This window comes from Citrobacter sp. CK206 (genome assembly GCF_030333125.1).
GTDB lineage: Bacteria > Pseudomonadota > Gammaproteobacteria > Enterobacterales > Enterobacteriaceae > Citrobacter_B > Citrobacter_B koseri.
In genome coordinates, this window is sequence record NZ_JAOWGM010000031.1 from 180676 (window position 1) to 206083 (window position 25408).

Genomic DNA, 25408 nt, shown 5'->3' on the forward strand with positions numbered 1-25408 from the left:
CTCCGGTCCGAAGTCGCCCGGCTGTCAGTTCTTAATTGTAATGTGCGGGGGAGTCCTGTTGGTGGACGGCCCCTGTGTTAACGCAGAACGCCCTTCATTTGCGGGGTCAGTGCGCCATAGTCATTAATCGTCCGGTAGGTAATGTTGCTACCGGCATCAGGTGGCAACTTGACCGAGGTTTTACCCATTGGCGGCACCAGCGCATTTTCCAGCACGCGCGTGCCGGCATTGAGTTCGGTCACCGTCAGGTAATACGGCGTCGGGTTGTTGAGCGTCAGCGATGAACCGTCACGGTTAAAGGTCAGTTTTTCCGCCGCCTGATCCGGTGGCAGAGCCAGTTTCGTTGGGCGGTAGTAGAGTTTGATGCGGCTGATAATCGCCAGTTGTAAGGTGTTATCGCTGAGCTTTGATTTATCCATCGAAGGAATGGCTTTTACGTTTACCCAGAACAGGCTTTCCCGGTCTTGCGGTAACTGGTTGTTGGTGGCATCAATAATGCGCAAGGTATTCTCTTTCTTACCTTGCATCGCAAACAGCGGAGGGGTGATGACAAAACGACCATCTTTGCCGCCATCGGCGTTTTCAACCCATGACTGAATCAGATAGGTACTGTTATTATCGTTATTGGTCACCGCCAGCTGAACCTGTTTTTGTCCAGCCGGATAGATAACCCGGGTTGCGCCCAGCGCCACGCCTGCTTCAGCGCTGGTGGAAAAACCGCTTGCGGCGAGCATCAAAAAGCCCGCCAGTAAGCCGCGTGTCATCTCCAGTGTTTTTTTCACATTTTCCCCTTTCGTACTCACCGTTGTTTCCTGTTTCCGGCATACCTGCTGGCTAATTACTGATAGGTCAGAGAGAACCAGATTTGAGCATTGGCGGCTCCCCCGGTGACCTGCTTCCCGGTCGCCCGATACTTCGCCACGAAATGAAGCGTGGTGGGGCCGCTATACAACTGCGTCCAGGCGCCCGGCGGGCTGTTGAGTGGAATCAATTGATTGTCTTTATCAAATAAAGCGATGCCTACGCCGGTTGCTATTCCCGGCCCTTCGCCAACTGAAAGCACCTCCGGGTTTTTGCCGTCGGCAACTCCGCGAAATGACACGCCTACGCGCTGACTCACGGCAGTGCTGCAATCCTGTAGATGAATATCGAATGGCACGGGGTTGGCATCTTCCCCTGACGAATGAAACCGATTACTGCTGATCTGCCCCATATTGACCGTCATCTGTTGATCTCCTGCTTCAACGCGGCAGGATTCGGCAATAATGACCCCCTGGAAACGCATGTTTCCCCCGGGCAACGTCACGTTCCAGTGATTGCCAGCCAGTGCCAGCGACGGAAACAGAAATATCAGCAGACCTGATCTCACTCCTTGCATCGTTATCACCCCTGTCCTGTTATGGATAACGGGCCATCCTGGCCCGGAATGCTTCCCTGTCAGACGTTTGAATTACTGGTATTGCACTTTGAAGGTTGCGTCTGCGTTCGCAGTACCGGCAGTTGCTGCGCCAGTTGCGTAGTAACGAGCCTGGAAAGGAATGATGTTAGTACCGTCATTCAGCGTGGTAGCGCTGCTGAAGGTCGCGCCATCCAGCCCCAGAGCGGTGCCAGTTTTGTCGAGGATCTGTACGCCGACGTTAGTCGCGCCGCCTGATGCGGAACTCTGTAGCGCCAGAACGGTAGGGTTGGCGCCATTAACAGCAGTACCTGTGAACGCAACGGAAGCTTGGGTCGCAACGGTCGTGTCGCAATCATCCAGTTGAATGTTGAAACCCACAGCGGAGCTGGTGTTGCCTTCAGCAGCGAGTTTGGCGGAACGAACCTGGCCTAACTGAACTGTCTGATCGATAGAACCGGCATCAACTGCACAAGCGGCGTTAACGATTTCCCCTTTAAAATGCACGGTGCCGCCGTTTACCGTGGTGGTGTCGGCCAGGGCTGCTGTGGAGCTCAGGGACAGTGCTGACAGAACAACGATTGCCAGTGTTTTGATTTTCATGCGGTTTTCCTTTAAACAATGTCGATATTACGAACCGAAACTGGCAGTCGTTGTACCTTCCTGGCATTTCAGGTTTAAGCCGAATAGTTCGACTGCCGATCTTGCGCAGTTTTTACCCAACTGATGAGTCAATTGGGACCATTTTGACTCGTCGCAATAAATTTCTTAATTTCGTTTTTTTATGCGTTGTTCTGGAATTTAATTCTTATTTTTTGGTTTTCTATAGATGAATATATCTGAGGTGATCGTGAGTTATATCAACAAGACAAGTGGAAAGCAGAACTCGACGTGCGGAGAAAAGGTGCGGAAAAAAGGTGAGGATGTATGAAACGTAAAAAAATGTGAGTAAAAAAACAATTTTAAATCAGTTGGATATTTTTTTTTCGCAAAAAAAATGGACTTACAGGTTGCAGAAAATTACAAAATTCCTCTACGATATAGACAGTTTGGTCCCAATTGACTTGTTCAATGTCTTATTTTTCCTTAGTTATCAATGAACTATATAGTTCATCATTTTTGATCTTCTGTTTTAGTAGCTTTTCCTCTAGCGGATTTACCCTTTCCCATAATCCTGCAAACCGGGCGGCATTACTGGCTGTATAACGTACGGTGTGGCGAATATTTCGGTGACCAAGGTAATCCTGGATTAGACGTGTATCTGTACCTCTTTCAGCAAGTTCATAACCACATGCATGTCGCAGCATATGCGGATGTGTGGTGGTGCTGGTTCCGGCCTTTTGGCCAGCAGAACGTATTATACGGTATGCCTGCTGGCGGGAAAGTTGTGAGCCTTTACGGGAAATAAACACCGCGTTTATTTTCTGCGCTCCTTTCCAGCTCGCACGAACCCGGCTCCAGCATTCAATGGCTTCACACTCGTCCGGCATGAGGGGATGAATAGTAGAAAAACCATTTTTCAGTCGGCGGATATTGATCCGACCTTCATAAAGATCAAAATCCCGGTAATGCAGGTTCAGTAGTTCACTTATACGCATTCCATGACGAAAGGCCAGCAGGATAAGACAATAATCTCGCTCTCCTGTCTGGCCATGACGTACGGCTTTCATCATGGCCTGAACTTCTCTGGCAGTAAGAAAACGGCGTCGGTTCATAATATTTCTCCTGGTATCAGAATGATAAAGAGTCAGCTCCAGTGATACGAATAACTGATAGCTAAAGCTAGGGATGTATTATTAATTGCACATATTGACCACTATCCCATTTTATTCTATGAAGCTCACAAAGCCCCATGTCAGTGGGCGACTTCATTCTAAAGATTTCATCAGACATCACAAGAAGACTATTCCGTATATTCTCAGAGGGGAAAAACGTATTCAGCGGGGGAATAACTATTCAGACCATGTCAGAGGTGTCAATTATACTGGCCAGAAAAAATAACACAGGATATAGTGTAGAAACATAAAATAGATAACCATACAGCTAATGCGACTATTACAGTGCCATCCATGGCACATAGCTTTATTCAGACTTATTTACTGTCTATATTTTTCTTTCCTTACAGTCTGCTACAGACATCTCTGTTTTTTGTTTTATTCCAGATGCCATAAAAACGCCCAGCGTTACTGGCAGTATACCAGACAGTATGACGAATATTGCGATGGCCAAGGTAATCCTGAATCAAGCGGGTATCTATCCCCATATTTGCCAGAGCAAATCCACAGGAATGGCGAAGCATATGCGGGTGGGCACAAATTGCAAGTTTTGCTTTCTTCCCGGCCCTGGCGATTATCTGATAAAATTGCTGTCTGGAAAGGGGATTGCCTTTACGTGATAAAAACAACCATTCAGTTTCTGAATGTTGGCTTGTAAGGCGAATTTTCAGCCAGGACTTTATCGAACGAATTTCCTCTTCCAGTAAGGGATGGGTAGTTGAGAATCCTTTTTTTAATCGGTAAATATGTATACATTTATCCTTAAGGTCAATATCTGAGATACGCAGACGACATATTTCGCTTGCCCTTAACCCATGAATAAAACACAGCAAAACCAGACAGCGATTACGCACTGCATAGGTTCCTGTACTAACAGCATTAAGAATTAAATTGATTTCATTTTGTGTCATAAACCTGCGTTTCTCTAGTCCATTATTATTTTTCATATCACCTGTTATCCTTTATTTTGCCGACATTCCGCTTATACCTGACTCTCTTCTAATGGATTAAAATCTGCCGAATAATAGCTTTTTCTTCAGGAAATAACCAGGTGTAGTTAAAAATAATGATATGTTCTTAAATTTATGTAGAGTCACAAATGAATAATTAGTCATATGCAGAACTAATTTGTTTTTTGATCTCGTAGATGAATTACATATCAGTAATGACGGGACTATCGCTGTAGTTATCATATGGTAATATGATTAATTTAACTTAAGGGTAATTGAATGGCGAAAAGATAAGGTGAATGAACCACATAAGATTCTACATAAATATATTATTCTTAATGGACTTATTTTTTTCGGCGTGTGCGGTGTATTGTTATTTCAAGAGGCTATTTCACTCTTTCACACAGTTCATTTTTACCGGGGTTGCAGGTTTTCTTCAGTTTGTATATGTTTTTCAATCTTTCTCGCTTTGATATCTACCATTAAGTCAGAACGGTTTGCTGCGGTGCGAAGCCTGTATACACTCTTCATATGTATTAGCTCAGACTTGATCTGGCTTTGTCACAATACAGAGTTTAATCTAATCTGACAGGCAGCTCTGTGCCAGGAGGAGACGTTGCTAACAACAGTCTGAGTTGATCAACGGGGAGCAGGTCAGTATTTCTGCTCATCACTTTCGCAGACCCAACCGTATAAAATTATGAGGGAATAAAGGCGTAATCATTATCTTATCGTTAAAAATAAATAGGTTAGGTGATATGGCGATGACATCGTAGATATTATCGACAATGAGTTGTAGATGGGTTCTGAACACGGGCACATCGGCATCATCCGCTATGACAAATACAGTTTCATTGCCTAAGCCGCTCCCATTAAACATATCATGAGTGAGTTCATAATCGCTGAAATCCATTTCTGACCATATGAGATTACCGCTATGCCATGGATATTGATGAAAAATATCCATTACCATACTCAAATCATCCCCTTCCACAACATCAAAATCTGCCTTGAGCAACTCCTTACATTCCTCAAACAATGTCATGTCCACTCCCTTTGTGGCTGTATATTTTTATCATAACCTCCCGGGAGGATTGTCTAAAGGAATTATGAACTTCCGCTCCTCGCTCAGAGCGGACACTCAGGTTTAATAATGCAATACGTTCAGCTCAAGTAGTATTACTACTGATAAATCATTTTATGGTGGGGGATTCTGGTAATGGTAAGAAGTGAAAGGGAAAGAAGTGTATGTTGCGGGTGGACGGACTTGTGAAGATCCCCATATGACTAGTGGAGGGCGTATGTTGTCAGATTCCCCCGTTTTCCTCGTGCTTTTGCATCATTATGAACAGTTAGAAATGAAAATAACCGTAGCTGACCGTAGAAAGACCGTATCTGGAAGTAAGAGATAGGCTTGTCAGAGGGTATATATGTCTTTAAATGCAACGAGCATCTAAGAAAATGGCGAGAAATCCAGCAAGCAAATAACGTCCTGTAATGACCAGAAATCTACCGGAACGCCAGAAAGCAAAAAACCAGCCCGTAGGCTGGTTTCTTTAAATTTTGGTGCCCGGACTCGGAATCGAACCAAGGACACGGGGATTTTCAATCCCCTGCTCTACCGACTGAGCTATCCGGGCAACGGGGCGCATTAAACCGTAAAGGGGCGCAGGCGTCAACGGCTTTCCATGAAAAAAATGACAAAAGACAGCTGACTGCCTGCTTTTCACGCAAAAAGCGCAAAATTGGCTCTAATTACGTCAACGCGCCGCCCTGACGGCAGCGGGCAAAGCGCAGTATATCCTCCGCCAGACGGTGAGCGGTATCCACATCAGCCTGGCTGCGATTGACCAGCATTCGGCTGAGGCAACCTTCCAGCACCAGTTCCATCTGTTTCGCCACCATCGCCGGGTCGTCAATTTCGAGCGTTGTCAGCAATTCGTGGGTGAAGTCATGCGCCGCCCGTTTTTGCTGATCGGCCAGTTGGTGAATAGGGTGGGCAGGATCGGGATAAAATGTACAGGCGGCAATAAACAGACAACCGGGGTAGCGGTTGTTGCTCACGCACTCCGAAAGCGCGTTATAGCGCGCCAGCAGTTTTTGTTCTGCGGTAAGGGTTTCATCAAGCAAAAGCTGGCGACGCCAGATGTCTACCTGTTGACTCAGATAACGCAGGGCGTCGTACAGAATAGCCTCTTTATCGGGCCAGAAGCGCTGTAACTCATCAAGCGGATAATCAATGCGTTCTGCCACCATCTCAAGCGTGGTGTTTGCTATCCCTTGAACCTCAAGTAATTTCAGTGCTTCTCCCAGGACATCTTCACGTTGCACGGTATTCTCCTCCGTCTTTCCCACAGAAAGTGTCGCTCACGGTTGGCGATCGCGCAAATGTGCGCTAAAGGTCGTCGCATCCATAAAGCCCGTCACTCGCGCATTCGGGTGCTCATGGCCTTGCACATCAAAAAACAGGATTGTCGGTAAACCCAGTACATTCAGGTGTCTGAGTAAGGCGACATCCTGCGCATTGTTGGCGGTGACATTAGCCTGTAGCAGCACGGTGTCGCCCAGCGTCTGCTGAACCTGCGGATCGCTGAAGGTGTACTTCTCAAACTCTTTACAGGCGACGCACCAGTCGGCGTAGAGATCCAGCATTACCGGCTTTCCTTTTGCTTCTGCCAGCGCCTGATTTAACGCATCGACTGTCGTAATCGGCTTGAAGTTCAGGTGCGCCTGCGTCTGGGCGGTTGTTGCGCCAAACGCCCAGTCCTGTAACGGGCGTACGCTGACCAGCGCCGCCGCCAGCAGGATGATTTGCACAATGCGCATCCCGCCGCGTCTGGCGTGCAGGCTGGTAATAAACGCCCAGCCGAAGAAGGCGACGCCCAGCAGCGACCACAGACGCAGCCCCCACTCGTCGCCGATTACCCGCTCCAGCAAAAAGACCGGTAGCGCGAGGATCACAAAGCCAAAAGCGGTTTTGACGTGCTCCATCCACGGGCCGCTTTTCGGTAGCAGACGGTTGCCAAACACGGTGACCAGAATCAGCGGCAGCCCCATGCCCAGCGCGTAGAGATACAGCGTTCCACCGCCAAGCCACATGTTCCCGCTCTGGGCGATGTACAGCAAAATGGCGCTCAGCGGCGCGGTGGTGCATGGCGAGCAGATAAGCCCGGCAATCGCGCCCATGACAAATACGCCGCCAGGAGAGCCGCCCTGCTGCCGGTTACTCATCAACGTGAGGCGCGTTTGCAATGAAGAAGGCAGTTGTAGCGTGAACAGTCCGAACATTGACAGCGCCAGCAGCGTGAAGACCAGCGCAAGGCCGATTAGCACATAAGGGTGCTGAAGCGCCGCCTGGAACTGTAGCCCGGCAGCGGCCACAACCAGCCCCAGCGCGGTGTAGGTGAGCGCCATACCCTGTACGTAGATAAAGGTCAGCAGCAGCGCGCGTCCGGTTGAGAGGCGTTGTTTACCGCCGAGTACAATGCCGGAAATCAGCGGATACATCGGCAGGACGCAGGGCGTGAAGGCGATCCCGATGCCAATCAGCAATGCCCACAGCGCGGAGAAAGGCAGCCGGGCGGCAGGTTGCGGCGTCTCTTCCGTTTGCGCCGCGACCGGCGACGGCGTGGATTTAGCCACCGTGCTGGCGCTCACTTCGCTTAACGGCACGGTTTTGGTTTCCGGTGGATAGCAGAAGCCTGCGTCAGCACAGCCCTGATACGTCACGGTTAACGTCGCGCCGGATGCGGCCTGGTTAACGATGAGCGGAATGTTTAAGCGCTTGCGGTAGATTTCGCTTTTGCCATAAAACTCATCTTCATGCCAGACGCCCGCAGGGAGCCGGACTTCGGCAATTTCGGCCTGAGATGGGGTGATGCTTATCTGTTTGCGGTAAAGATAGTAGCCGTCTTTCACCTGCCAGGAGAGGTTCAGGTCATGTTGATTCTGCTGAAAATCAAAGGAAAAAGCCTGGTCGGCAGGGACAAACTGCGAGCGGCCTGGTGCGTCAAATAATCCGGCGAAGGCGGATGTGCTACACAGCAGCAGGATCAGCGTAAGGATGCGTTGAGCCATGAGAGGTAATCAGTGTCTCCGTGAGTGACGGGTAAAACCAGAAGTTCAGGCGTTTGATACGGGTGATGAGACTTCAGGCATTCAAGAAGCGCTTGCTGGTGCGAAACGGTGGTTTTTAAAATCATCTGCACTTCGTATTCCTGCTCCAGTTTGCCCTCCCAGTAATACAAGGATGTCGCGCCCGGCAGTAACGTGGCGCAGGCGGCCAGTTTTTCTGCCAGCACCTTAGCGGCCAGATCCTGGGCTGTTGCTTCATCCGGCGCGGTACAGAGCACCACGACGGCCTCGGGGATGGAGATATCCTGACTATTATCATCAAGCATAAACACCTCGAAAGAACAGAAAGAGCAGCAAGAGTGTGGTCACTATACAACGGAAGGCGGCGGGATGTTAGTCAAAGCGGAGGTAAGAAAGCGGGGCGCGTATACGCCCCGCGAGGAGAACTTACAGCATGACGCTGCCCAGCAGGAAGCCGAAGCAAACGGCAAGGGCAACACCCAGCGTACCTGGGATAAAGAACGGGTGGTTAAAGACGAATTTACCGATACGGGTTGTACCGGTGTCATCCATCTGAACCGCAGCAACCAGCGTTGGGTAGGTCGGCAGAATGAACAGGCCGGAAACCGCAGCGAAAGACGCGACAGCGGTCAGCGGAGAGACGTTCAGCGCCAGCGCCATTGGCATCAACGCTTTCGCTGTGGCTGCCTGAGAGTACAGCAGAGCGGAAGCAAAGAAGAAGATGACGGCCAGCAGCCACGGATGACCCTGAATCACGCTACCCGCAGTGTCTTTGATCCAGTCGATGTTGTGAGAAACGAAAGTATCGCCCAACCATGCTACGCCCAGAATACAGATACAGGCGCTCATACCCGCTTTAAAGGTACTGGAGTTCAGGATGGAGTCCGTTTCGACGCGGCAGACGATGGTCGTCAGCGTCGCGACGCTCAGCATGATGATCAGAATCGCGTTGGTGGTGTTCATCAGCGGTGTTGCGACCAGGCCGAGGCTTGGACTGTTGACGATGGCATAAACCACGACGCAGACAACGCCCAGCAGGAACAGCCAGACCGAGGTTTTTGCCATCGGTTTGATTTCAATTTGCTTTTCGCCGCGCAGCTCGATCAGCCCTTCTTCCAGACGTTTGCGGTAAACCGGGTCGTCAGAAAGTTTAGAGTTAAACAGCATTGTGACCAGGAAGGACATCACCAGTACCGCCAGCAGAGTGGACGGAATCACCACGGACAACAGGTGAATATAGCTGATGCCATGACCTTCCATGACGGAAGACATGTACACAACCGCCGCAGAGATAGGCGATGCGGTGATCGCAATCTGTGCGGAAACCACCGCGGTGGAGAGCGGACGGCAAGGTTTGATGCCTTGCTCCTTCGCCACTTCAGCGATAACCGGCAGGGTTGCCAGAGAGATGTTGCCAGTACCGGCAAAGATAGTCAGGAAATAAGTGACGATCGGTGCAAGGATCGTGATGTATTTCGGGTTCTTGCGCAGCAGTTTTTCCGTCTGGTTAACCAGATAGTCCAGACCGCCCGCAACCTGCATTGCGGAGATGGCAGCGATAACCGCCATGATGATGGAAATAACATCGAACGGGATATTCCCTGGTTTAACGCCGATGGCTGCAAGAACCAGAACGCCAAGCCCACCTGCAAATCCAATACCGATGCCCCCAAGTCTGGCACCCAAAAAGATTGCCAGCAAAACGATGATAAGTTCTAAAACTATCATATTAGCCTTCCTTGTTGTTTAACAAGTTGATATTAAATTGTTGTTATTTGGTAACTTATGACAAGAAAAAAGGCACGTCATCTGACGTGCCTCCTGTGTTACTACCCTGTACGATTACTGTTCGCTTTCATCAGTATAACGTTTTGCTTTGTAAGCCGGGTGCATCAGGTTCTGCGCGGAGAAAATATCGTCCAGCTCTGCTTCAGTCAACAGGCCGCGCTCCAGCACCACTTCACGGACGCTCTTACCGGTCTCGGCGCAAATCTTACCAACGATGTCGCCGTTGTGGTGGCCGATGAACGGGTTGAGGTAGGTGACGATGCCGATGGAGTTATAAACGTATCCTTCGCACACTTCTTTGTTTGCGGTAATGCCGTTAATGCATTTTTCCAGCAGGTTGTAGCAGGCATTGCTCAGAATATGGATAGATTCGAACATCGCCTGGCCGATAACCGGCTCCATTACGTTCAGCTGCAACTGGCCTGCTTCGGCTGCCATCGTTACGGTGGTGTCGTTACCGATGACTTTGAAGCATACCTGGTTAACAACTTCTGGTACTACCGGGTTTACTTTCGCTGGCATGATAGAAGAACCCGCCTGTAGTTCCGGCAGGTTGATCTCGTTCAGACCCGCGCGTGGGCCTGAGGAGAGCAAACGCAGGTCGTTACAGATTTTAGACATCTTCACAGCCAGACGTTTCAGCGCGCTGTGTACCATGACATAAGCGCCGCAGTCGGACGTTGCTTCAATCAGGTCTTCTGCCGGTACGCAGGCAAAGCCAGTGACTTCAGCCAGTTTCTGCACCGCCAGCGGAGAGTATTCTTTCGGGGTGTTCAGGCCAGTACCGATTGCCGTCGCGCCGAGGTTAACTTCCAGCAGCAGCTCAGCAGTACGTTCAATGCTTTTCACTTCTTCTTTCAGCAGTACGCTGAAAGCGCGGAATTCCTGGCCGAGGGTCATCGGTACAGCATCCTGCAACTGGGTACGACCCATTTTCAGGATGTCCTGGAACTCAACGGCTTTACGCTCGAAGCCTTCACGCAACTGATTGATTGCATCAATGAGTTTGACGATAGACGCGTAAACGGCAACACGGAAACCGGTCGGATAGGCGTCGTTGGTGGACTGACATTTATTCACATGGTCGTTCGGGTTCAGGTACTGATATTCACCTTTCTGATGACCCATCAGCTCCAGCCCGATATTGGCCAGCACTTCGTTGGTGTTCATGTTGACGGAAGTACCTGCACCGCCCTGGTAAACGTCTACCGGGAACTGGTCCATGCATTTGCCGTTATTCAGGACTTCATCACATGCGGCAATGATGGCGTTGGCCACACTTTTAGGGATGGTTTGCAGCTCTTTGTTGGCCAGGGCCGCTGCCTTTTTCACCATTACCATACCGCGTACAAATTCAGGGATATCGCTGATTTTGTTATTGCTAATGTAGAAGTTTTCAATCGCTCTCAGAGTGTGAACACCATAGTAGGCATCCGCTGGAACTTCCCTGGTACCCAACAAATCTTCTTCGATACGAATGTTGTTTAACATGTGAACCTTCTTTTTCAAGCTGCCAATAATTACATAAACACACAGGATATATGTGGTTTCGAATGTTTCCTGACCGACGATTATCCCCTGCATCGGTCTGATACTCGAGATCATATTCTGCTTCAGGATTTCTACCGTAACCTGGATCACTTAAAGTGTGGGAAGTTACCCCTTATTTATTATTTTGTGAAATAGGTCACCGCTTTGGGATTACCACTAAAAATAAGTGTACAAACAGCTTGAAATTTTGCTAACCGTCTCAACATCTGACGCATGTGAATCGCGCACCCATATCAGACAGACGTGATGAAAACGGCTGTCATTTACAGGAGAGTCCTTTGCGCTGGATACCGTTTATTGCCATCTTTCTCTATGTTTACATTGAGATTTCTATTTTTATCCAGGTCGCCCATGTGCTGGGCGTCCTGATGACGCTGATCCTGGTGATTTTCACCTCGGTCATTGGTATGTCGCTGGTGCGAAACCAGGGTTTCAAGAACTTTTTGTTGATGCAGCAGAAAATGGCGGCTGGCGAAAGTCCGGCGGCGGAGATGATCAAGAGCGTGTCGCTGATCATCGCGGGCCTGCTGCTGGTGCTGCCCGGCTTCTTCACCGACTTCCTGGGGCTGCTTCTTTTATTGCCGCCCGTGCAGAAACACCTGACCATGAAGTTGCTGCCGCATTTGCGTTTTTCCCGTATGCCCGGCGGTGGTTTTAGCGCCGGAACGGGCGGCGGCGAGACGTTTGACGGTGAGTTTCAGCGTAAAGATGACGAGCGTGACCGTTTAGATCATAAAGACGACCGCAAGGATTAAATCAAACGTTGAATCGTAGGCCGGATAAACCGCTTCAGCGGCGCCATCCGGCATAAATGCCCGGTGGCGCTATGCTTACCGGGCCTACGAATGCTGACGCTTAGCCAACCTGCGGGGTAAAAACAGCCACAGCGCCGTCAGCATAATCAGCGCGTACAGACACTTCCATCCCACCATTGCCAGCAATAACAGACACAGCAGAGCGCCAGTCACCGCCAGCGCGCGATAGCGTCCTGCCAGCAACCGACACCCGGCCAGCATACACAGCAAGTAGATCATAATGAAAATGCCGTTGGCATAGACGATCAGCGCGTCGAGATTGATCTCAAGGATGTAAATGCACAATGTGCTGAGTACGCAACAGCCCAGTACGGCGTTCAGCGCATTGCGGGGAACGCGGCGGGCAGAAAGGCGAGCCAGGTAATGGTCTGGCCTGTCCTGCGCCTGTGACCAGACAAGGCGGGCGAAACTCTGGATATAGATATTCAGGCTGGCGAAGCAGGCCAGATAACCAATAATGCAGGCGACCCACAGCGCCTGTACGCCAAACAATCGCACGACGATGTCAGGGAGCGACGCTGCCGCCGCCATTTGCGCGCCGTAGGCGTCAAAATGCAGAACCGCCACCGTACACGCCCAATAAACGGAGCCGGCCAGCAGCAGACCGATCATCAGTGCGCGCGGGAAATCGCGTTCAGGGTTTTTAAATTCCGATGCCAGATGGGCGAACGCTTCAAGGCCGACAAAGCACCAGAACATAACCGACAGCGCGGCGAACAGGGCGGGCAGCTCAATATCCGCAGGGGCAGGGAATGGAATTTTGTTCGGCTTGAGATCGCCCGCCCACCAGATAGCGACAATCAGCGCCACAATCAGCCCGGCAATGATCGTTTGCAGGTTGGCGCTGGAACTGGCGCCGCGAGAGCCAATGAACCACACCAGCGCCAGCGTGCCGAATTCCGCCAGTAAAAGCTGCCAGCCGTGCCAGCCAAACATCGCCTGACCGAACCCGGCGGCGATATGCAGCGCCGCTGGCAGGCCGACGGGGATGACCGACAGGAACAGCCATCCGGTGACGCGCGCCATTCGCGAACCAAACGCCATCCCGACAAAATGTGCCACGCCGCCCGCACTGGGGAAATGACGCCCCAGGATGGCAAAAACAATCGCCACAGGAAAGACTAAAACGATGAGCGCAGGCCAGGCCCACAGGCTGTTATTGCCCGCCACCAGCGCGGCCAGCGCCGGGACGGCAAAGACGCCGGTTCCTAACAGTGATGTCGACAACAGGCCCACGCCCTGAGCCAGTCCCAGCTCTTGTTTTAGTCCACTCATGAGTCACTATCCGGTTACGCCCAATTTTTGGGCAACTGCGCAGATTTTCGATGGTAACACAATCGGATTTACTTATGACGGGCCGCCTTAAATCGTTATGAAATGTGAGGTGACCTACCGTTTTCGCGCGATTTTCTGCTGATAAGAATTTTTTTTCATCTGCCCCCTTGAAGGGGCAAAAACCCATCCCCATCTCTCTGGTCACTAGCCGGGAAACCGTTCACGGGCCGGCGTCACCCATAACTGATAAAGACTTTCTCAAAGGAGAGCTATCAATGAGTATTCGTCCGTTACATGATCGTGTGATCGTCAAACGTAAAGAAGTTGAATCCAAATCTGCTGGCGGCATTGTTCTGACCGGTTCCGCAGCGGGTAAATCAACGCGTGGCGAAATCATCGCTGTCGGTAAGGGTCGCATCCTGGATAACGGTACTGTGCAGCCGCTGGACGTTAAGGTTGGCGACATCGTTATTTTCAACGATGGCTATGGTGTGAAATCTGAGAAGATCGACAATGAAGAAGTGTTGATCATGTCTGAAAGCGACATTCTGGCAATTGTTGAAGCGTAATCCGCGAACGACACTGAACATACGAATTTAAGGGAAAGAGAAAATGGCAGCTAAAGACGTAAAATTCGGTAACGACGCTCGTGTGAAAATGCTGCGCGGCGTAAACGTACTGGCAGACGCAGTGAAAGTGACCCTCGGTCCGAAAGGCCGTAACGTGGTTCTGGATAAATCTTTCGGTGCGCCGACCATCACGAAAGATGGTGTTTCCGTAGCGCGTGAAATCGAGCTGGAAGACAAGTTCGAAAACATGGGCGCGCAGATGGTGAAAGAAGTTGCCTCTAAAGCGAACGACGCGGCAGGCGACGGCACCACCACCGCGACCGTACTGGCTCAGTCCATCATCACTGAAGGTCTGAAAGCCGTTGCTGCGGGCATGAACCCGATGGATCTGAAACGTGGTATCGACAAAGCGGTTGCTGCTGCGGTTGAAGAACTGAAAACCCTGTCCGTACCGTGCTCTGATTCTAAAGCCATTGCTCAGGTTGGTACTATCTCCGCTAACTCCGACGAAACCGTAGGTAAACTGATCGCTGAAGCGATGGACAAAGTCGGTAAAGAAGGCGTGATCACCGTTGAAGACGGTACTGGTTTGCAGGATGAGCTGGACGTGGTTGAAGGTATGCAGTTCGACCGTGGCTACCTGTCTCCTTACTTCATCAACAAGCCGGAAACTGGCGCAGTAGAACTGGAAAGCCCGTTCATCCTGCTGGCTGATAAGAAAATCTCTAACATCCGCGAAATGCTGCCGGTTCTGGAAGCCGTTGCGAAAGCAGGCAAACCGCTGCTGATCATCGCTGAAGATGTGGAAGGTGAAGCGCTGGCTACGCTGGTGGTTAACACCATGCGCGGCATCGTGAAAGTGGCGGCGGTTAAAGCGCCGGGCTTCGGTGACCGTCGTAAAGCAATGCTGCAAGATATCGCAACCCTGACCGGTGGTACCGTCATCTCTGAAGAGATCGGTATGGAGCTGGAAAAATCTACCCTGGAAGACCTGGGTCAGGCAAAACGCGTTGTGATCAACAAAGACACCACCACCATCATTGATGGCGTGGGTGAAGAGTCTGCGATCCAGGGCCGTGTCACTCAGATCCGTCAGCAGATCGAAGAAGCCACTTCCGATTACGACCGTGAAAAACTGCAAGAGCGCGTAGCGAAACTGGCAGGCGGTGTTGCGGTTATCAAAGTTGGCGCTGCGACCGAAGTTGAAATGAAAGAGAAAAAAGCACGCGTTGAAGATGCCCTGCACGCGACCCGTGCTGCGGTTGAAGAAGGCGTGGTTGCCGGTGGTGGCGTTGCGCTGATTCGCGTCGCGTCTAAAATTGCGGAACTCAAAGGCCAGAACGAAGACCAGAACGTGGGTATCAAAGTTGCGCTGCGCGCAATGGAATCCCCGCTGCGTCAGATCGTGCTGAACTGCGGCGAAGAACCGTCTGTTGTGGCTAACACCGTTAAAAGCGGCGACGGCAACTACGGTTACAACGCAGCAACCGAAGAATACGGCAATATGATCGATATGGGTATCCTGGACCCGACCAAAGTAACCCGTTCTGCTTTGCAGTACGCGGCATCTGTGGCTGGTCTGATGATCACTACCGAGTGCATGGTAACTGACCTGCCGAAAGGCGATGCTCCTGACTTAGGCGCAGCCGGCGGCATGGGCGGTATGGGTGGAATGGGCGGCATGATGTAATTGCCCACACCCTGCATCCTTCAGGCCGCAGGTGCGTTGGTTGCGTTTGCTAACCCCAGTCACTTACTTGAGTAAGCTTCTGGGGATTAACAAACTGGCCGCCTCCCTGCAACCAGAATGATTTGGGTGCTCATCTCCCAGAATTTAGAAACCCCCGGGCAGAAATGTTCGGGGGTTTTTCTTTTGGTCATCTTTTTAGTATAAGATTCAGACATGGACGACGTGAGTGGCGTCCAGCTCATTGATTATGGGGAATAACATGCACGTAAAATATTTAGCAGGGATCGTCGGTGCTGCGCTGCTGATGGCGGGTTGTAGCTCCAGCAACCAACTGACCGCTGCCGGGCAAAGTGTGCGTTTTGTGGAAGACAAGCCTGGCGCAGAATGCCAGTTGATCGGCACTGCGACCGGTAAGCAAAGCAACTGGCTTTCTGGTCAGCACGGTGAAGAGGGCGGCTCCATGCGTGGTGCAGCGAACGACCTGCGTAACCAGGCTGCGGCAATGGGCGGAAATGTGATTTATGGCGTCAGCAGCCCAACGCAGGGAATGTTGTCCAGCTTTGTCCCGACTGCCAGTGAAATGAACGGTCAGGTTTATAAGTGCCCTAACTGATTACACTTCATTCTTCAACCTGCCTCTTTGTTGGCTGCGCTGTGAAACCCCAGTCACATAGTTATCTGTGCTGCTGGGGATTTCTTCGCTTGCCGCTGCGATGCAGGTTGAATGATTTTGTGTAATACAGTGGGTCTATACAGGCGTATGTGATCGTAGGCCGGATAAGCGCAGCGCCATCAGGCGTTTTTCGCTTTCTCGACCGACTGCACGCGTAAATGATGCAACGCGCGCAGGCACTGCTCCTGAGTGAGTTTGTGCGTCTTATCAGCGGTTAGCGTTCTGACAAACACCTGGCACGGTTTCCCGGCCAGCTTCTTCAGCCGTGGGCTGAAATCAAGCAGTCGGCGTGAAATGGCCTCTGCCTCTTTGCTGCCAGAAGGGGTGCGGTTTTTCACCACGGCGCCGCTAAAATGTGTTTTACCTGTCTCATCGGTATAACGATAGAGCACCGCCAGATAATGGCTGAAGAGATTGTGCTTCCATTCAGGTTGCGCGTAGGCGTCATATTCCAGATTACCGTTATCCAGACAGTCGGCATCATATAATGGCAGAAAATCCAGTAGTGATGTAATACGCAGCACCAGCTCACGCATACCGGCATTATCTATAGCGCGAATAATTGCGCGCACCAGAACGTCAATCTGTAATTCATTAATCATCAGCTCGCATGTTTTACCGTCATGCAGCGTAAAAGAAAGCATGACATTTTCGCTCTGGTCGTCTACCAGCGTTAATGTATTCACCCGGCGATTAATATCTGCGTTTTTGAGTTCCTCTTCCTGAATGGCCGGAATACTCTCAAGCATTTTTTTACTGACTCTATCCCGTGCTTTTTCATATTGTTGGCGAGCGTTGGGGGACAGGTGATGCTTCTGGTGCAGCCTGCTTTCCAGAGCGATCAGCAGATCTCTTAATTCCAGCGCCGTCAGAAAAAACAACGACTCTTTATTCCTCGGTTCTTTTATTTTTAATGCCAGCGCAATAAACTCATTCGCTTTGCGAATAACGCCCGTATTAACGCCTTTGATACTCATCGCCATAAAGGTTCTCCCTAACCAATTATTAATCAGGTAACTTAATTTGAATCAATATATAATTTTTAAATATATTTGCTGTGTTATGTTATTAAAATAACATAATATGGAAAGCGTCGCGCTATATGAACGGATTCAAATAAGCGATTTTAAGGGCGAGTGTCCGAAACCGGACACTCGTTTGAACAATTATTGCTGGCGTAACTGCAAATCTAATGGTGTTTTGCTCGGCTCCCCGCCAATTTCACGCGCCAGTCTGGGCACCATATAACCGGATACCCGCGTCAGCAGTTCACGCATAATTTGCCGCGCTTCATCGTCGCTCACCATGAAATGCGCCGCGCCCTGAACTTTATCCAGTACATGCAGGTAGTAGGGCATGACGCCGGCGTCAAACAGCGCATTGCTGAGGTTTGCCAGCGTTTGCGCGTTATCGTTCACCCCGCGTAGCAGTACGCTCTGGTTGAGCAGGGTAACGCCCGCGTTGCGCAGCGTCGTCATGGCCTGACGGAACGTGTCGTCAATTTCGTTGGCGTGGTTGATGTGATTCACCAGCAGAATTTGCAGAGAAGAGCGCGCAAAGCGGGCTGCCAGCCCATCCGTAATGCGCGCGGGGATCACGATCGGCAAACGACTGTGGATACGCAGCCGTTTGATGTGCGGGATCGCTTCCAGTTGCGTAAGCAACCAGTCCAGTTCGTGATCTTTCGCCATCAAAGGATCGCCGCCGGAGAAGATGATCTCATCCAGTTCAGGGTGTGCGGCGATGTAGTCCAGCGCGACCTGCCAGTTGCGTTTGTTGCCCTGATTATCCGCATACGGGAAGTGGCGACGGAAGCAGTAGCGGCAATTTACCGCGCATCCGCCTTTTACCAGCAGCAACGCACGGTTGCGGTATTTGTGCAGTAATCCGGGCACGACGCTGTGCTGCTCTTCCAGCGGGTCGGTGGAAAAACCGGGGGCGGTTACGAATTCGTCCTGTGAGGTAAGTACCTGACGCAGAAGCGGATCGTTGGGATTGCCTTTCTCCATACGCGCGATGAAAGATCGCGGTACGCGCAGGGCGAACAGGCGTTTGGCGTCGCGTCCGGCCAACAGTTTTTCATCTGCGTCTATATTCAAAAGATGCAGTAGTTCATCGGGATTGGTCACAACATCGGCAAGTTGCGCTAACCAATCTTCTCTGGATGGGGTATTTAGGGTTACAATATGCGCCATTTTGTGGCTTAGCTACCAGTTAACAATTTTCAGAGGGCCTTATGGCAACGTACTATAGCAACGATTTTCGTGCTGGTCTTAAAATCATGTTGGACGGCGAACCTTATGCGGTTGAAGCCAGTGAATTCGTTAAACCGGGTAAAGGCCAGGCATTCGCACGCGTTAAACTGCGCCGCCTGCTGACCGGCACTCGTGTAGAGAAAACCTTCAAATCCACCGACTCTGCTGAAGGTGCTGATGTTGTCGATATGAACCTGACTTACCTGTACAACGACGGTGAGTTCTGGCACTTCATGAACAACGAAACGTTCGAACAACTGTCTGCTGACGCCAAAGCGATCGGCGACAGCGCGAAATGGCTGCTGGATCAGGCTGAGTGCATCGTGACCCTGTGGAACGGCCAGCCGATCACCGTGACCCCGCCGAACTTTGTTGAACTGGAAATCGTAGATACCGATCCAGGCCTGAAAGGCGATACCGCAGGTACTGGCGGCAAACCGGCTACGCTGTCTACTGGCGCAGTGGTTAAAGTTCCGCTGTTCGTCCAGATTGGCGAAGTGATCAAAGTGGATACGCGCTCTGGCGAATACGTATCCCGCGTTAAATAAGACGCTGATATTAAGATTGATGACAACGTCTGAAATGCCCGATGGCGCAAGTTTATCGGGCCTACGGCGACTGCGTGACGCATGGGTATTACCGCCATCCGGTAAAACAGACGTGGAGTTTGTCAGCAATTTGCTAAGTTGAATTTATGGTGCGGCATTGAGCTGCGCCATACCTTTTCCAGGGCAGGAATGATGAAACGTCTTATCAGTCTTGTAGCACTCATCCTTTTCACCGGCGCGTTGCTGACGGGGTGTAATACCGCGCGTGGCTTTGGTGAAGACATCAAACATCTCGGCAATTCTATCTCTCACGCTGCCAGCTAATTACTTCCAGGTGTCTTAAAAAATCGTCGAACGCCCGTCACATTGCGGGATCTTGTCTATGCTTAAGTGGCTATACACAAACAACATTGGCTAGAAAAGGAAGACGTTATGGTTAAGAAAACAATTGCAGCGATCTTTTCTGTTTTGGTGCTTTCTTCCGTGCTAACTGCGTGTAATACAACACGCGGCGTTGGGCAGGATATCTCTGAAGGCGGCAGCGCCATTTCAGGCGCCGCGACCAGAGCCCAGCAATAAATGTGAACGGTACGGCGTGGCGTCGTACCGTTAATTGATTTGCTCCGGTAAGGATAAAAACGGCGAGTAGCGATTATCCATATGTAATTTCATACGGATATTGCGTTTGTAGGTGTAGACCGTTTTGCCGTGAATACCGAGCGCAGCCGCGATTGCGTTGTTTCCCGCACCTTCCATCCACATTGTCAGCACCTTTTCCTCCTGCGGCGTAAGCAACGGCGTGGCGGTTTTTGGCGTGTCAGTAACGGACTGGGCAAGCAGCACGTCCTGAATATTCCGCGATAGCTCATGCAGCGTGGCCTGTTTCGACACTACGGCATGAACCTGATACAGCGGGTCGCTATCGGCCTGGTACGATTGCAGCAAAATTAAAGGCGTGGCTCCGCAGGCCATCAGGAGCGGCTCTGCTGGCTTAAAAGAGTGGCTGTAGTTGAAAAAACTATATAAGTCAGCGATAACCAGATGAGGTTTCCACTGGGAAATATGCTCTTTTGCCAGTAGCAGGTTATTCAACCCTGATACCAGGAACGAAGAATCAAATAAGCCAGAATGATTAAGCCAGGCCTCTATCCCCGTGCGGGTGAAATGGCAGCGGTCAATCACTAAAATTTTTAACATAAACTTTCCGCATCCAGAAGTAGGCGATGGCTTCCTGACCTCAGAAAGCGTCTCATCATAGAGAAGTCCGATGAGCGTCGAATGCGTGAACTGCGCTGCGAATTGCGCCCAATTCATGCTTTTGCAACGGCGGAAAATAAAAGGGTTGAATTTGATTTTTTCGCAGGCAAAAATGCTTTCTCACACCTCTGCTTTGCAGGACGACCTGCAAATGTATCTTTCACCGGGGACGGCCCCATTTTTCTGGAGCCAGATATGTCCTGGATAATTTTGTTCATTGCGGGTCTGCTTGAAGTCGTTTGGGCGGTCGGCCTGAAATATACCCACGGATTCAGTCGCCTGACGCCCAGCGTCATTACCATTGCGGCGATGATTGTCAGTATGGCGCTGTTGTCATGGGCGATGAAAACCCTGCCTGTCGGTACTGCCTATGCGGTCTGGACGGGCATCGGCGCGGTAGGGGCTGCCATCACCGGTATTTTGCTGCTTGGCGAATCCGCCAGTCCTGCGCGTCTGGCGAGCCTTGCACTGATCGTAGCGGGGATTATTGGGCTGAAGCTCAGTGCTCACTAATCCTCCGGGAAAAGCGTTAAGCGCCGGGTTGTTTTACCCAGATTAATTTACTGACATCAAACCCTTCCCGGGTCGCGACGGCCAGCATCTGCTGCTTCATCTCTTCGGAGAGCGTCGGCGTGCGTGAGAGTATCCACAGGTAGTCGCGATCCGGGCCGCACACCAGCGCATGGCGGTACTCTCTGTCGATCGCAATGACGTTATACCCGCCGTAGAAAGGGCCGAAGAACGATACTTTCAGCGCGGCGCGGCTGGGGTCGCCCGTAAACCAGGCTTTCCCTTCTGTTTTCTGCCACATGCCCCTGTCCGGGTTGTAGCCTTTGTTGAGGACGTTCAGACCACCGTCGTCCCGCAGACTGTAGGTTGTCGTCACTTTTTCAAGACCGCTTTCAAAGCGGTGATCGAAACGCGCGATTTCATACCAGGTGCCAGTGTAGCGTCTGGCATCAAAGTCAGTGACAACGGTAACGCCCCTGGGCGGGACAGGCGTGCTACACGCGACGACCAGAAACGCAGCGGTAACGGCGGCAACGACAGGCAGCAGGCGCATGGGATTTTCCTTAGCGGTTTTTTCTAAGTGTAGAACCTGGCGGGAAAAATAAGGGGGAAGGGGAAATAAAAAAGCGCCCTCTTATCGCGCAGATAAGAGGGCGTATGGCTTAGATTGTGAGGATGCCGATTGCCGTGACAACGGTCAGAATCGCCGCCAGACCGTAGAATACCCATTTGCCGCTTGGCACATGGATTTTCAGGTCATGCATCGCATGGTGCATACGGTGTAAACCGCACCACAGCGGCAGGACGATCATCAGGAACAGGAACGCGCGGCCAATGAAGCTCTGGGCGAACGCCAGTACGCGTTCATAGCTCAGCGCATCGCCCGGGAAAAGTCCCAGCGGCAGCAGAATACCCACCAACAGAACCATTACCGGCGCAATAATCGCGCCCCACATACCACCTGCACCGAACAGGCCCCAGAATACGGGTTCGTCAGAGCGTTTTGGATTTGGATTAATCATCCCGGACTCCTTACCAGTACAGGGCAACATACAGTATGACTACGGTGACAACCGCAGTAACAACCCAGAGACCTTTAATGATCGGCTCTGGCCCCATTTTTTCGTCTTTAACAATGATGTTGGCGGCTTTTGGCGCCAGCTCAAACCAGGTTTTGGTGTGCAGCAAGGCTGCCGCCAGGGCGATCAGGTTTAAGATCACCACTACCGGGTTTTGCAGGAAGCCAACGAAGCCCATCCAGGATTCCGCGCCATGTTTGAGGGCAAACAGGCCGAAGATCAGTTCAATGCTGAACCAGACTGCCGGAACCGCCGTGCCTTCGCGCAGCATGTAAAAGCGATAAAACGGCAGTTTTTTCCACCAGGTGGACGTCATTGGCCGCACATAGGCTTTGCGTTTAGTCGTCATGTTGCACTCCTTAGCGTGGTTTCAGGGTGGCGATAAGAAAGTCTTTCGAACTTTCCACTTTACCCTGCTGAATGGCCGCAGCCGGATCGACGTGTTTCGGACAGACTTCGGAGCAGTAGCCCACGAAGGTACAGGTCCATACGCCGTTCTGACCGTTTAACTGCGCCATACGCTCCTTCTTACCGTGGTCGCGGCTGTCTTCGTTATAACGATGCGCCAGCGTGATCGCAGCCGGGCCGATGAACTCAGGGTTCAGGCCGAATTGCGGGCACGCGGCGTAGCACAGACCACAGTTGATGCAACCGGAGAACTGGTGATACTTCGCCATCTGCGCCGGGGTCTGGGTATTTGGCCCCTGATCCGGCGTACGCGGGTTGCCGATGATGTACGGTTTGATCGCTTCCAGGCTCTCGATAAAGTGCGTCATATCGACGACCAGATCGCGTTCGATCGGGAAGTTCCCCAGGGCTTCAACCTTCATACCCTTGGTGTAATCACGCAGGAAGGTTTTGCACGCCAGTTTTGGCACGTTGTTGACCATCATGCCGCAAGAACCGCAGATCGCCATACGGCAGGACCAGCGGTAGCTCAGGTCTGGCGCCAGGTTATCTTTGATGTAGCCTAACGCATCCAGCAACGACGTCGCTTCATCGTAAGGCACTTCGTAGAAAGCACTGTGCGGCGCGGTGTCGGTTTCCGGGTTATAGCGCACCACCTCAATTTTCAGGTTTTTCATCTCAGCCATTACGCCTTCTCCTTCTTATCGGCGGCTTCCGCTTCAGCGCCATACACACGTTTTGCCGGTGGCAGAGTGGTGATTTTCACGTCGCTGTATTCCAGGCGAGTTGTGCCATCAGCATCGCGGAAGGCGAGGGTATGTTTGAGGAAGTTGACGTCGTCACGCTCGGTGCAGCCTTCGTCCAGACGCTGGTGAGCGCCGCGTGATTCTTTACGTGCCAGCGCGGAGTGCGCCATACATTCCGCTACGTTCAGACCATGACCCAGCTCGATGGTGTACAGCAGGTCGGTGTTGAATACGCTGGAGGTATCGGTGATACGAACACGCTTGAAGCGTTCCTGCAACTCCGCCAGCTTATCCACGGTTTTCTGCATGAGTTCCGGCGTACGGTAGATACCGCAACCTTCTTCCATCGACAGGCCCATTTCATCGCGGATTTTCGCCCAGTTCTCGTTGCCTTCCTGGTTAACGAGGTCTTTCAGACGTTGTTCAACGCCCGCAACCTGCGCATCAAGCGCGGCGTCGTTAGCCGTGCCTGCGGTTGAGGCGCGTTCCATTGCTTGTTCGCCCGCCAGACGGCCAAAGACCACCAGTTCCGCCAGAGAGTTAGAACCCAGACGGTTAGCGCCGTGCAGACCCACAGAGGAGCACTCGCCAACGGCAAACAGACCTTTAATGCGGGTTTCGCAATTCTGATCGGTTTCGATGCCGCCCATGGTGTAGTGCGCGGTCGGACGAACCGGAATCGGCTCTTTAACCGGATCGACACCCACGTAGGCTTTCGCCAGTTCGCAGATGAACGGTAAACGTTCGAGCAGTTTTTTCTCGCCCAGATGGCGCAGGTCGAGGTAAACCACATCGCCACGCGGCGTGGAAATGGTGTTGCCTTTGCGCCATTCGTGCCAGAACGCCTGAGACACTTTGTCGCGCGGCCCCAGTTCCATGTATTTGTTTTTCGGCTCGCCAAGCGGCGTTTCCGGGCCCATGCCGTAATCCTGCAAATAGCGGTAGCCATTTTTGTTGACCAGAATACCGCCTTCACCACGGCAGCCTTCGGTCATCAGGATACCGGAACCCGGCAGACCGGTCGGGTGATACTGAACGAATTCCATATCACGCAGCGGTACGCCGTGGCCCAGCGCCATGCCCATACCGTCGCCGGTCACGATGCCGCCGTTGGTGTTGTAGCGATACACGCGGCCTGCGCCGCCGGTAGCCATCACCACCGCGTTGGCGCGGATCTGCACAAGCGTGCCTTCCATCATGTTCATGGCCACGAGGCCACGGGCATGACCGTCATCGACCAGGATATCCAGGACGAAGTGTTCATCAAAGCGTTGGATTTGTGGGAACTGCAAAGAGGTCTGGAACAGGGTATGCAGCATATGGAAGCCGGTTTTATCCGCGGCAAACCAGGTACGCTCAATTTTCATACCGCCGAAACGACGTACGTTGACGCTGCCGTCCGGGCGACGGCTCCACGGGCAACCCCATTGCTCAAGTTGCGTCATTTCAGTTGGACAATGGTGGACAAAGTAATCCACGACATCCTGTTCACACAGCCAGTCTCCGCCCGCTACCGTATCGTGAAAATGGTAGTCAAAGCTGTCATGATCCTGGGCGACAGCGGCTGAACCCCCTTCGGCAGCAACGGTGTGGCTGCGCATCGGGTACACTTTTGAGATCAGTGCGATTTTAGCGTTAGGATTCGCCTGCGCGGCAGCTATTGCAGCACGTAATCCCGCGCCACCGGCGCCTATAATGGCAAGATCGGCTTGAAAGGTTTGCACGACATTCCTCCAGATTGTTGTTATTTCGTCCCCGTACACCATCAGATTGAACTCCTGATTGATGCGGGTTGCGAACGCGTTTCCACTGCTCCTTTATAGGTACAACAGTATAGTCTTACGGATGTGAGGGAAATTTGACGTGTTCGATTTTTTTAGCGCATCAACGGGTCGATTTATCATTGATTCTGATTAATTTAATTACTAAACCACCTGGCTTCACTTTTTTTACTTTTCCGGCGGAGCGCATTATTCCCGCACAAAATTTGTTTCACTGGCGTGTTACGAGTAGACTTCGTGCCCTTGT

28 protein-coding genes and 1 tRNA gene are annotated in these 25408 nt (G+C 51.6%); 8 read left to right on the top strand and 21 right to left on the bottom strand.

Going from position 1 to position 25408, the window contains the following annotated elements; genetic code table 11:
- Window positions 1–77 precede the first annotated feature (77 nt).
- The 12 genes from OGX81_RS21860 to aspA form a co-directional block, all read right to left on the bottom strand.
- Window positions 78–782, bottom strand: coding sequence for a fimbria/pilus periplasmic chaperone (locus OGX81_RS21860; RefSeq protein ID WP_161799976.1), 705 nt, complete (start codon window positions 780–782; stop codon window positions 78–80).
- 56 nt (window positions 783–838) lie between these two features.
- Window positions 839–1378, bottom strand: coding sequence for a type 1 fimbrial minor subunit FimI (fimI, locus tag OGX81_RS21865; RefSeq protein WP_058668448.1), 540 nt, complete (start codon window positions 1376–1378; stop codon window positions 839–841).
- Between the two features lie 72 nt (window positions 1379–1450).
- Window positions 1451–1999 (bottom strand): type 1 fimbrial major subunit FimA, encoded by a 549-nt coding sequence (gene fimA, locus OGX81_RS21870; RefSeq protein ID WP_012134480.1) that lies wholly within the window; start codon window positions 1997–1999, stop codon window positions 1451–1453.
- 473 nt (window positions 2000–2472) lie between these two features.
- Entirely contained in the window at window positions 2473–3111 is a 639-nt protein-coding gene (locus tag OGX81_RS21875) for a tyrosine-type DNA invertase (protein WP_012134479.1), read from the bottom strand.
- Window positions 3112–3515: 404 nt separating this feature from the next.
- Window positions 3516–4118, bottom strand: a complete 603-nt coding sequence (locus tag OGX81_RS21880) for a tyrosine-type DNA invertase (RefSeq protein WP_012134478.1) — start codon at window positions 4116–4118, stop codon at window positions 3516–3518.
- A 673-nt stretch (window positions 4119–4791) separates the two neighbouring features.
- A complete protein-coding gene (locus OGX81_RS21885; RefSeq protein WP_071257308.1) occupies window positions 4792–5166 on the bottom strand; it encodes a CDI toxin immunity protein in 375 nt (124 codons plus the stop codon).
- 519 nt (window positions 5167–5685) lie between these two features.
- Window positions 5686–5761 (bottom strand) — tRNA-Phe (locus OGX81_RS21890).
- Between the two features lie 115 nt (window positions 5762–5876).
- The gene (locus OGX81_RS21895; RefSeq protein WP_024130805.1) at window positions 5877–6452 is read right to left on the bottom strand and encodes a transcriptional regulator; all 576 of its coding nucleotides are present in this window, start codon (window positions 6450–6452) and stop codon (window positions 5877–5879) included.
- A 36-nt stretch (window positions 6453–6488) separates the two neighbouring features.
- Window positions 6489–8198 (bottom strand): protein-disulfide reductase DsbD, encoded by a 1710-nt coding sequence (locus OGX81_RS21900; protein ID WP_104867868.1) that lies wholly within the window; start codon window positions 8196–8198, stop codon window positions 6489–6491.
- Window positions 8174–8521, bottom strand: coding sequence for a divalent cation tolerance protein CutA (gene cutA, locus OGX81_RS21905; protein WP_012134473.1), 348 nt, complete (start codon window positions 8519–8521; stop codon window positions 8174–8176). Before cutA ends, OGX81_RS21900 begins: the two co-directional genes overlap by 25 nt.
- A gap of 121 nt (window positions 8522–8642) precedes the next feature.
- Window positions 8643–9944, bottom strand: coding sequence for an anaerobic C4-dicarboxylate transporter DcuA (gene dcuA / locus OGX81_RS21910; RefSeq protein WP_012134471.1), 1302 nt, complete (start codon window positions 9942–9944; stop codon window positions 8643–8645).
- A 114-nt stretch (window positions 9945–10058) separates the two neighbouring features.
- On the bottom strand, window positions 10059–11495 hold the full coding sequence (aspA, locus tag OGX81_RS21915) for an aspartate ammonia-lyase (protein WP_024130804.1): 1437 nt from the start codon (window positions 11493–11495) through the stop codon (window positions 10059–10061).
- Window positions 11496–11833: 338 nt separating this feature from the next.
- On the opposite strand from aspA, the gene OGX81_RS21920 reads away from it, so the two are divergent.
- Window positions 11834–12310, top strand: a complete 477-nt coding sequence (locus OGX81_RS21920; protein WP_012134469.1) for an FxsA family protein — start codon at window positions 11834–11836, stop codon at window positions 12308–12310.
- Window positions 12311–12394: 84 nt separating this feature from the next.
- On the opposite strand, the gene yjeH is transcribed toward OGX81_RS21920, so the two are convergent.
- Entirely contained in the window at window positions 12395–13645 is a 1251-nt protein-coding gene (yjeH, locus tag OGX81_RS21925) for an L-methionine/branched-chain amino acid transporter (RefSeq protein WP_104867867.1), read from the bottom strand.
- A gap of 275 nt (window positions 13646–13920) precedes the next feature.
- Between yjeH and OGX81_RS21930 the strand changes: the two genes are divergently transcribed.
- The 3 genes from OGX81_RS21930 (at window position 13921) to OGX81_RS21940 (ending at window position 16517) form a co-directional block, all read left to right on the top strand.
- Window positions 13921–14214: a co-chaperone GroES gene (locus OGX81_RS21930; RefSeq protein WP_000027827.1), complete on the top strand. Its 294-nt coding sequence runs from the start codon at window positions 13921–13923 to the stop codon at window positions 14212–14214.
- 43 nt (window positions 14215–14257) lie between these two features.
- Window positions 14258–15904 (top strand): chaperonin GroEL, encoded by a 1647-nt coding sequence (groL, locus tag OGX81_RS21935; RefSeq protein ID WP_012134466.1) that lies wholly within the window; start codon window positions 14258–14260, stop codon window positions 15902–15904.
- 259 nt (window positions 15905–16163) lie between these two features.
- Window positions 16164–16517, top strand: coding sequence for a DUF4156 domain-containing protein (locus OGX81_RS21940; RefSeq protein WP_024130803.1), 354 nt, complete (start codon window positions 16164–16166; stop codon window positions 16515–16517).
- 179 nt (window positions 16518–16696) lie between these two features.
- Here the strand turns inward: OGX81_RS21940 and OGX81_RS21945 are convergent, their stop codons facing one another.
- Both OGX81_RS21945 and epmB read right to left on the bottom strand, forming a co-directional pair.
- The gene (locus OGX81_RS21945) at window positions 16697–17560 is read right to left on the bottom strand and encodes a YjeJ family protein (RefSeq protein ID WP_071257322.1); all 864 of its coding nucleotides are present in this window, start codon (window positions 17558–17560) and stop codon (window positions 16697–16699) included.
- A 183-nt stretch (window positions 17561–17743) separates the two neighbouring features.
- On the bottom strand, window positions 17744–18772 hold the full coding sequence (gene epmB, locus OGX81_RS21950) for an EF-P beta-lysylation protein EpmB (protein ID WP_104867866.1): 1029 nt from the start codon (window positions 18770–18772) through the stop codon (window positions 17744–17746).
- Window positions 18773–18813: 41 nt separating this feature from the next.
- Between epmB and efp the strand changes: the two genes are divergently transcribed.
- The 3 genes from efp to ecnB all read left to right on the top strand — a co-directional run bounded on the left by efp (window position 18814) and on the right by ecnB (window position 19959).
- On the top strand, window positions 18814–19380 hold the full coding sequence (gene efp, locus OGX81_RS21955; protein WP_012134461.1) for an elongation factor P: 567 nt from the start codon (window positions 18814–18816) through the stop codon (window positions 19378–19380).
- Between the two features lie 189 nt (window positions 19381–19569).
- Window positions 19570–19704: a lipoprotein antitoxin entericidin A gene (gene ecnA, locus OGX81_RS21960; protein WP_024130802.1), complete on the top strand. Its 135-nt coding sequence runs from the start codon at window positions 19570–19572 to the stop codon at window positions 19702–19704.
- 108 nt (window positions 19705–19812) lie between these two features.
- Complete coding sequence (ecnB, locus tag OGX81_RS21965; protein ID WP_024130801.1) at window positions 19813–19959, top strand: lipoprotein toxin entericidin B; 147 nt, start codon at window positions 19813–19815, stop codon at window positions 19957–19959.
- Window positions 19960–19989: 30 nt separating this feature from the next.
- On the opposite strand, the gene OGX81_RS21970 is transcribed toward ecnB, so the two are convergent.
- Window positions 19990–20577 (bottom strand): LuxR C-terminal-related transcriptional regulator, encoded by a 588-nt coding sequence (locus OGX81_RS21970; protein ID WP_286487644.1) that lies wholly within the window; start codon window positions 20575–20577, stop codon window positions 19990–19992.
- 255 nt (window positions 20578–20832) lie between these two features.
- Here OGX81_RS21970 and sugE point away from each other — a divergent pair, with 255 nt between their 5' ends.
- Window positions 20833–21150, top strand: a complete 318-nt coding sequence (gene sugE, locus OGX81_RS21975) for a quaternary ammonium compound efflux SMR transporter SugE (RefSeq protein WP_012134457.1) — start codon at window positions 20833–20835, stop codon at window positions 21148–21150.
- Window positions 21151–21166: 16 nt separating this feature from the next.
- On the opposite strand, the gene OGX81_RS21980 is transcribed toward sugE, so the two are convergent.
- The 5 genes from OGX81_RS21980 to frdA form a co-directional block, all read right to left on the bottom strand.
- Entirely contained in the window at window positions 21167–21700 is a 534-nt protein-coding gene (locus OGX81_RS21980; protein ID WP_012134456.1) for a lipocalin family protein, read from the bottom strand.
- 109 nt (window positions 21701–21809) lie between these two features.
- Entirely contained in the window at window positions 21810–22169 is a 360-nt protein-coding gene (gene frdD, locus OGX81_RS21985; protein ID WP_012134455.1) for a fumarate reductase subunit FrdD, read from the bottom strand.
- A 10-nt stretch (window positions 22170–22179) separates the two neighbouring features.
- Complete coding sequence (gene frdC / locus OGX81_RS21990; protein WP_012134454.1) at window positions 22180–22575, bottom strand: fumarate reductase subunit FrdC; 396 nt, start codon at window positions 22573–22575, stop codon at window positions 22180–22182.
- A 10-nt stretch (window positions 22576–22585) separates the two neighbouring features.
- Complete coding sequence (frdB, locus tag OGX81_RS21995) at window positions 22586–23320, bottom strand: fumarate reductase iron-sulfur protein (RefSeq protein WP_104867865.1); 735 nt, start codon at window positions 23318–23320, stop codon at window positions 22586–22588.
- Entirely contained in the window at window positions 23320–25104 is a 1785-nt protein-coding gene (gene frdA / locus OGX81_RS22000) for a fumarate reductase (quinol) flavoprotein subunit (protein ID WP_047459485.1), read from the bottom strand. The genes frdB and frdA overlap by 1 nt, the downstream gene beginning before the upstream one ends.
- Between the last annotated feature and the right edge of the window lie 304 nt (window positions 25105–25408).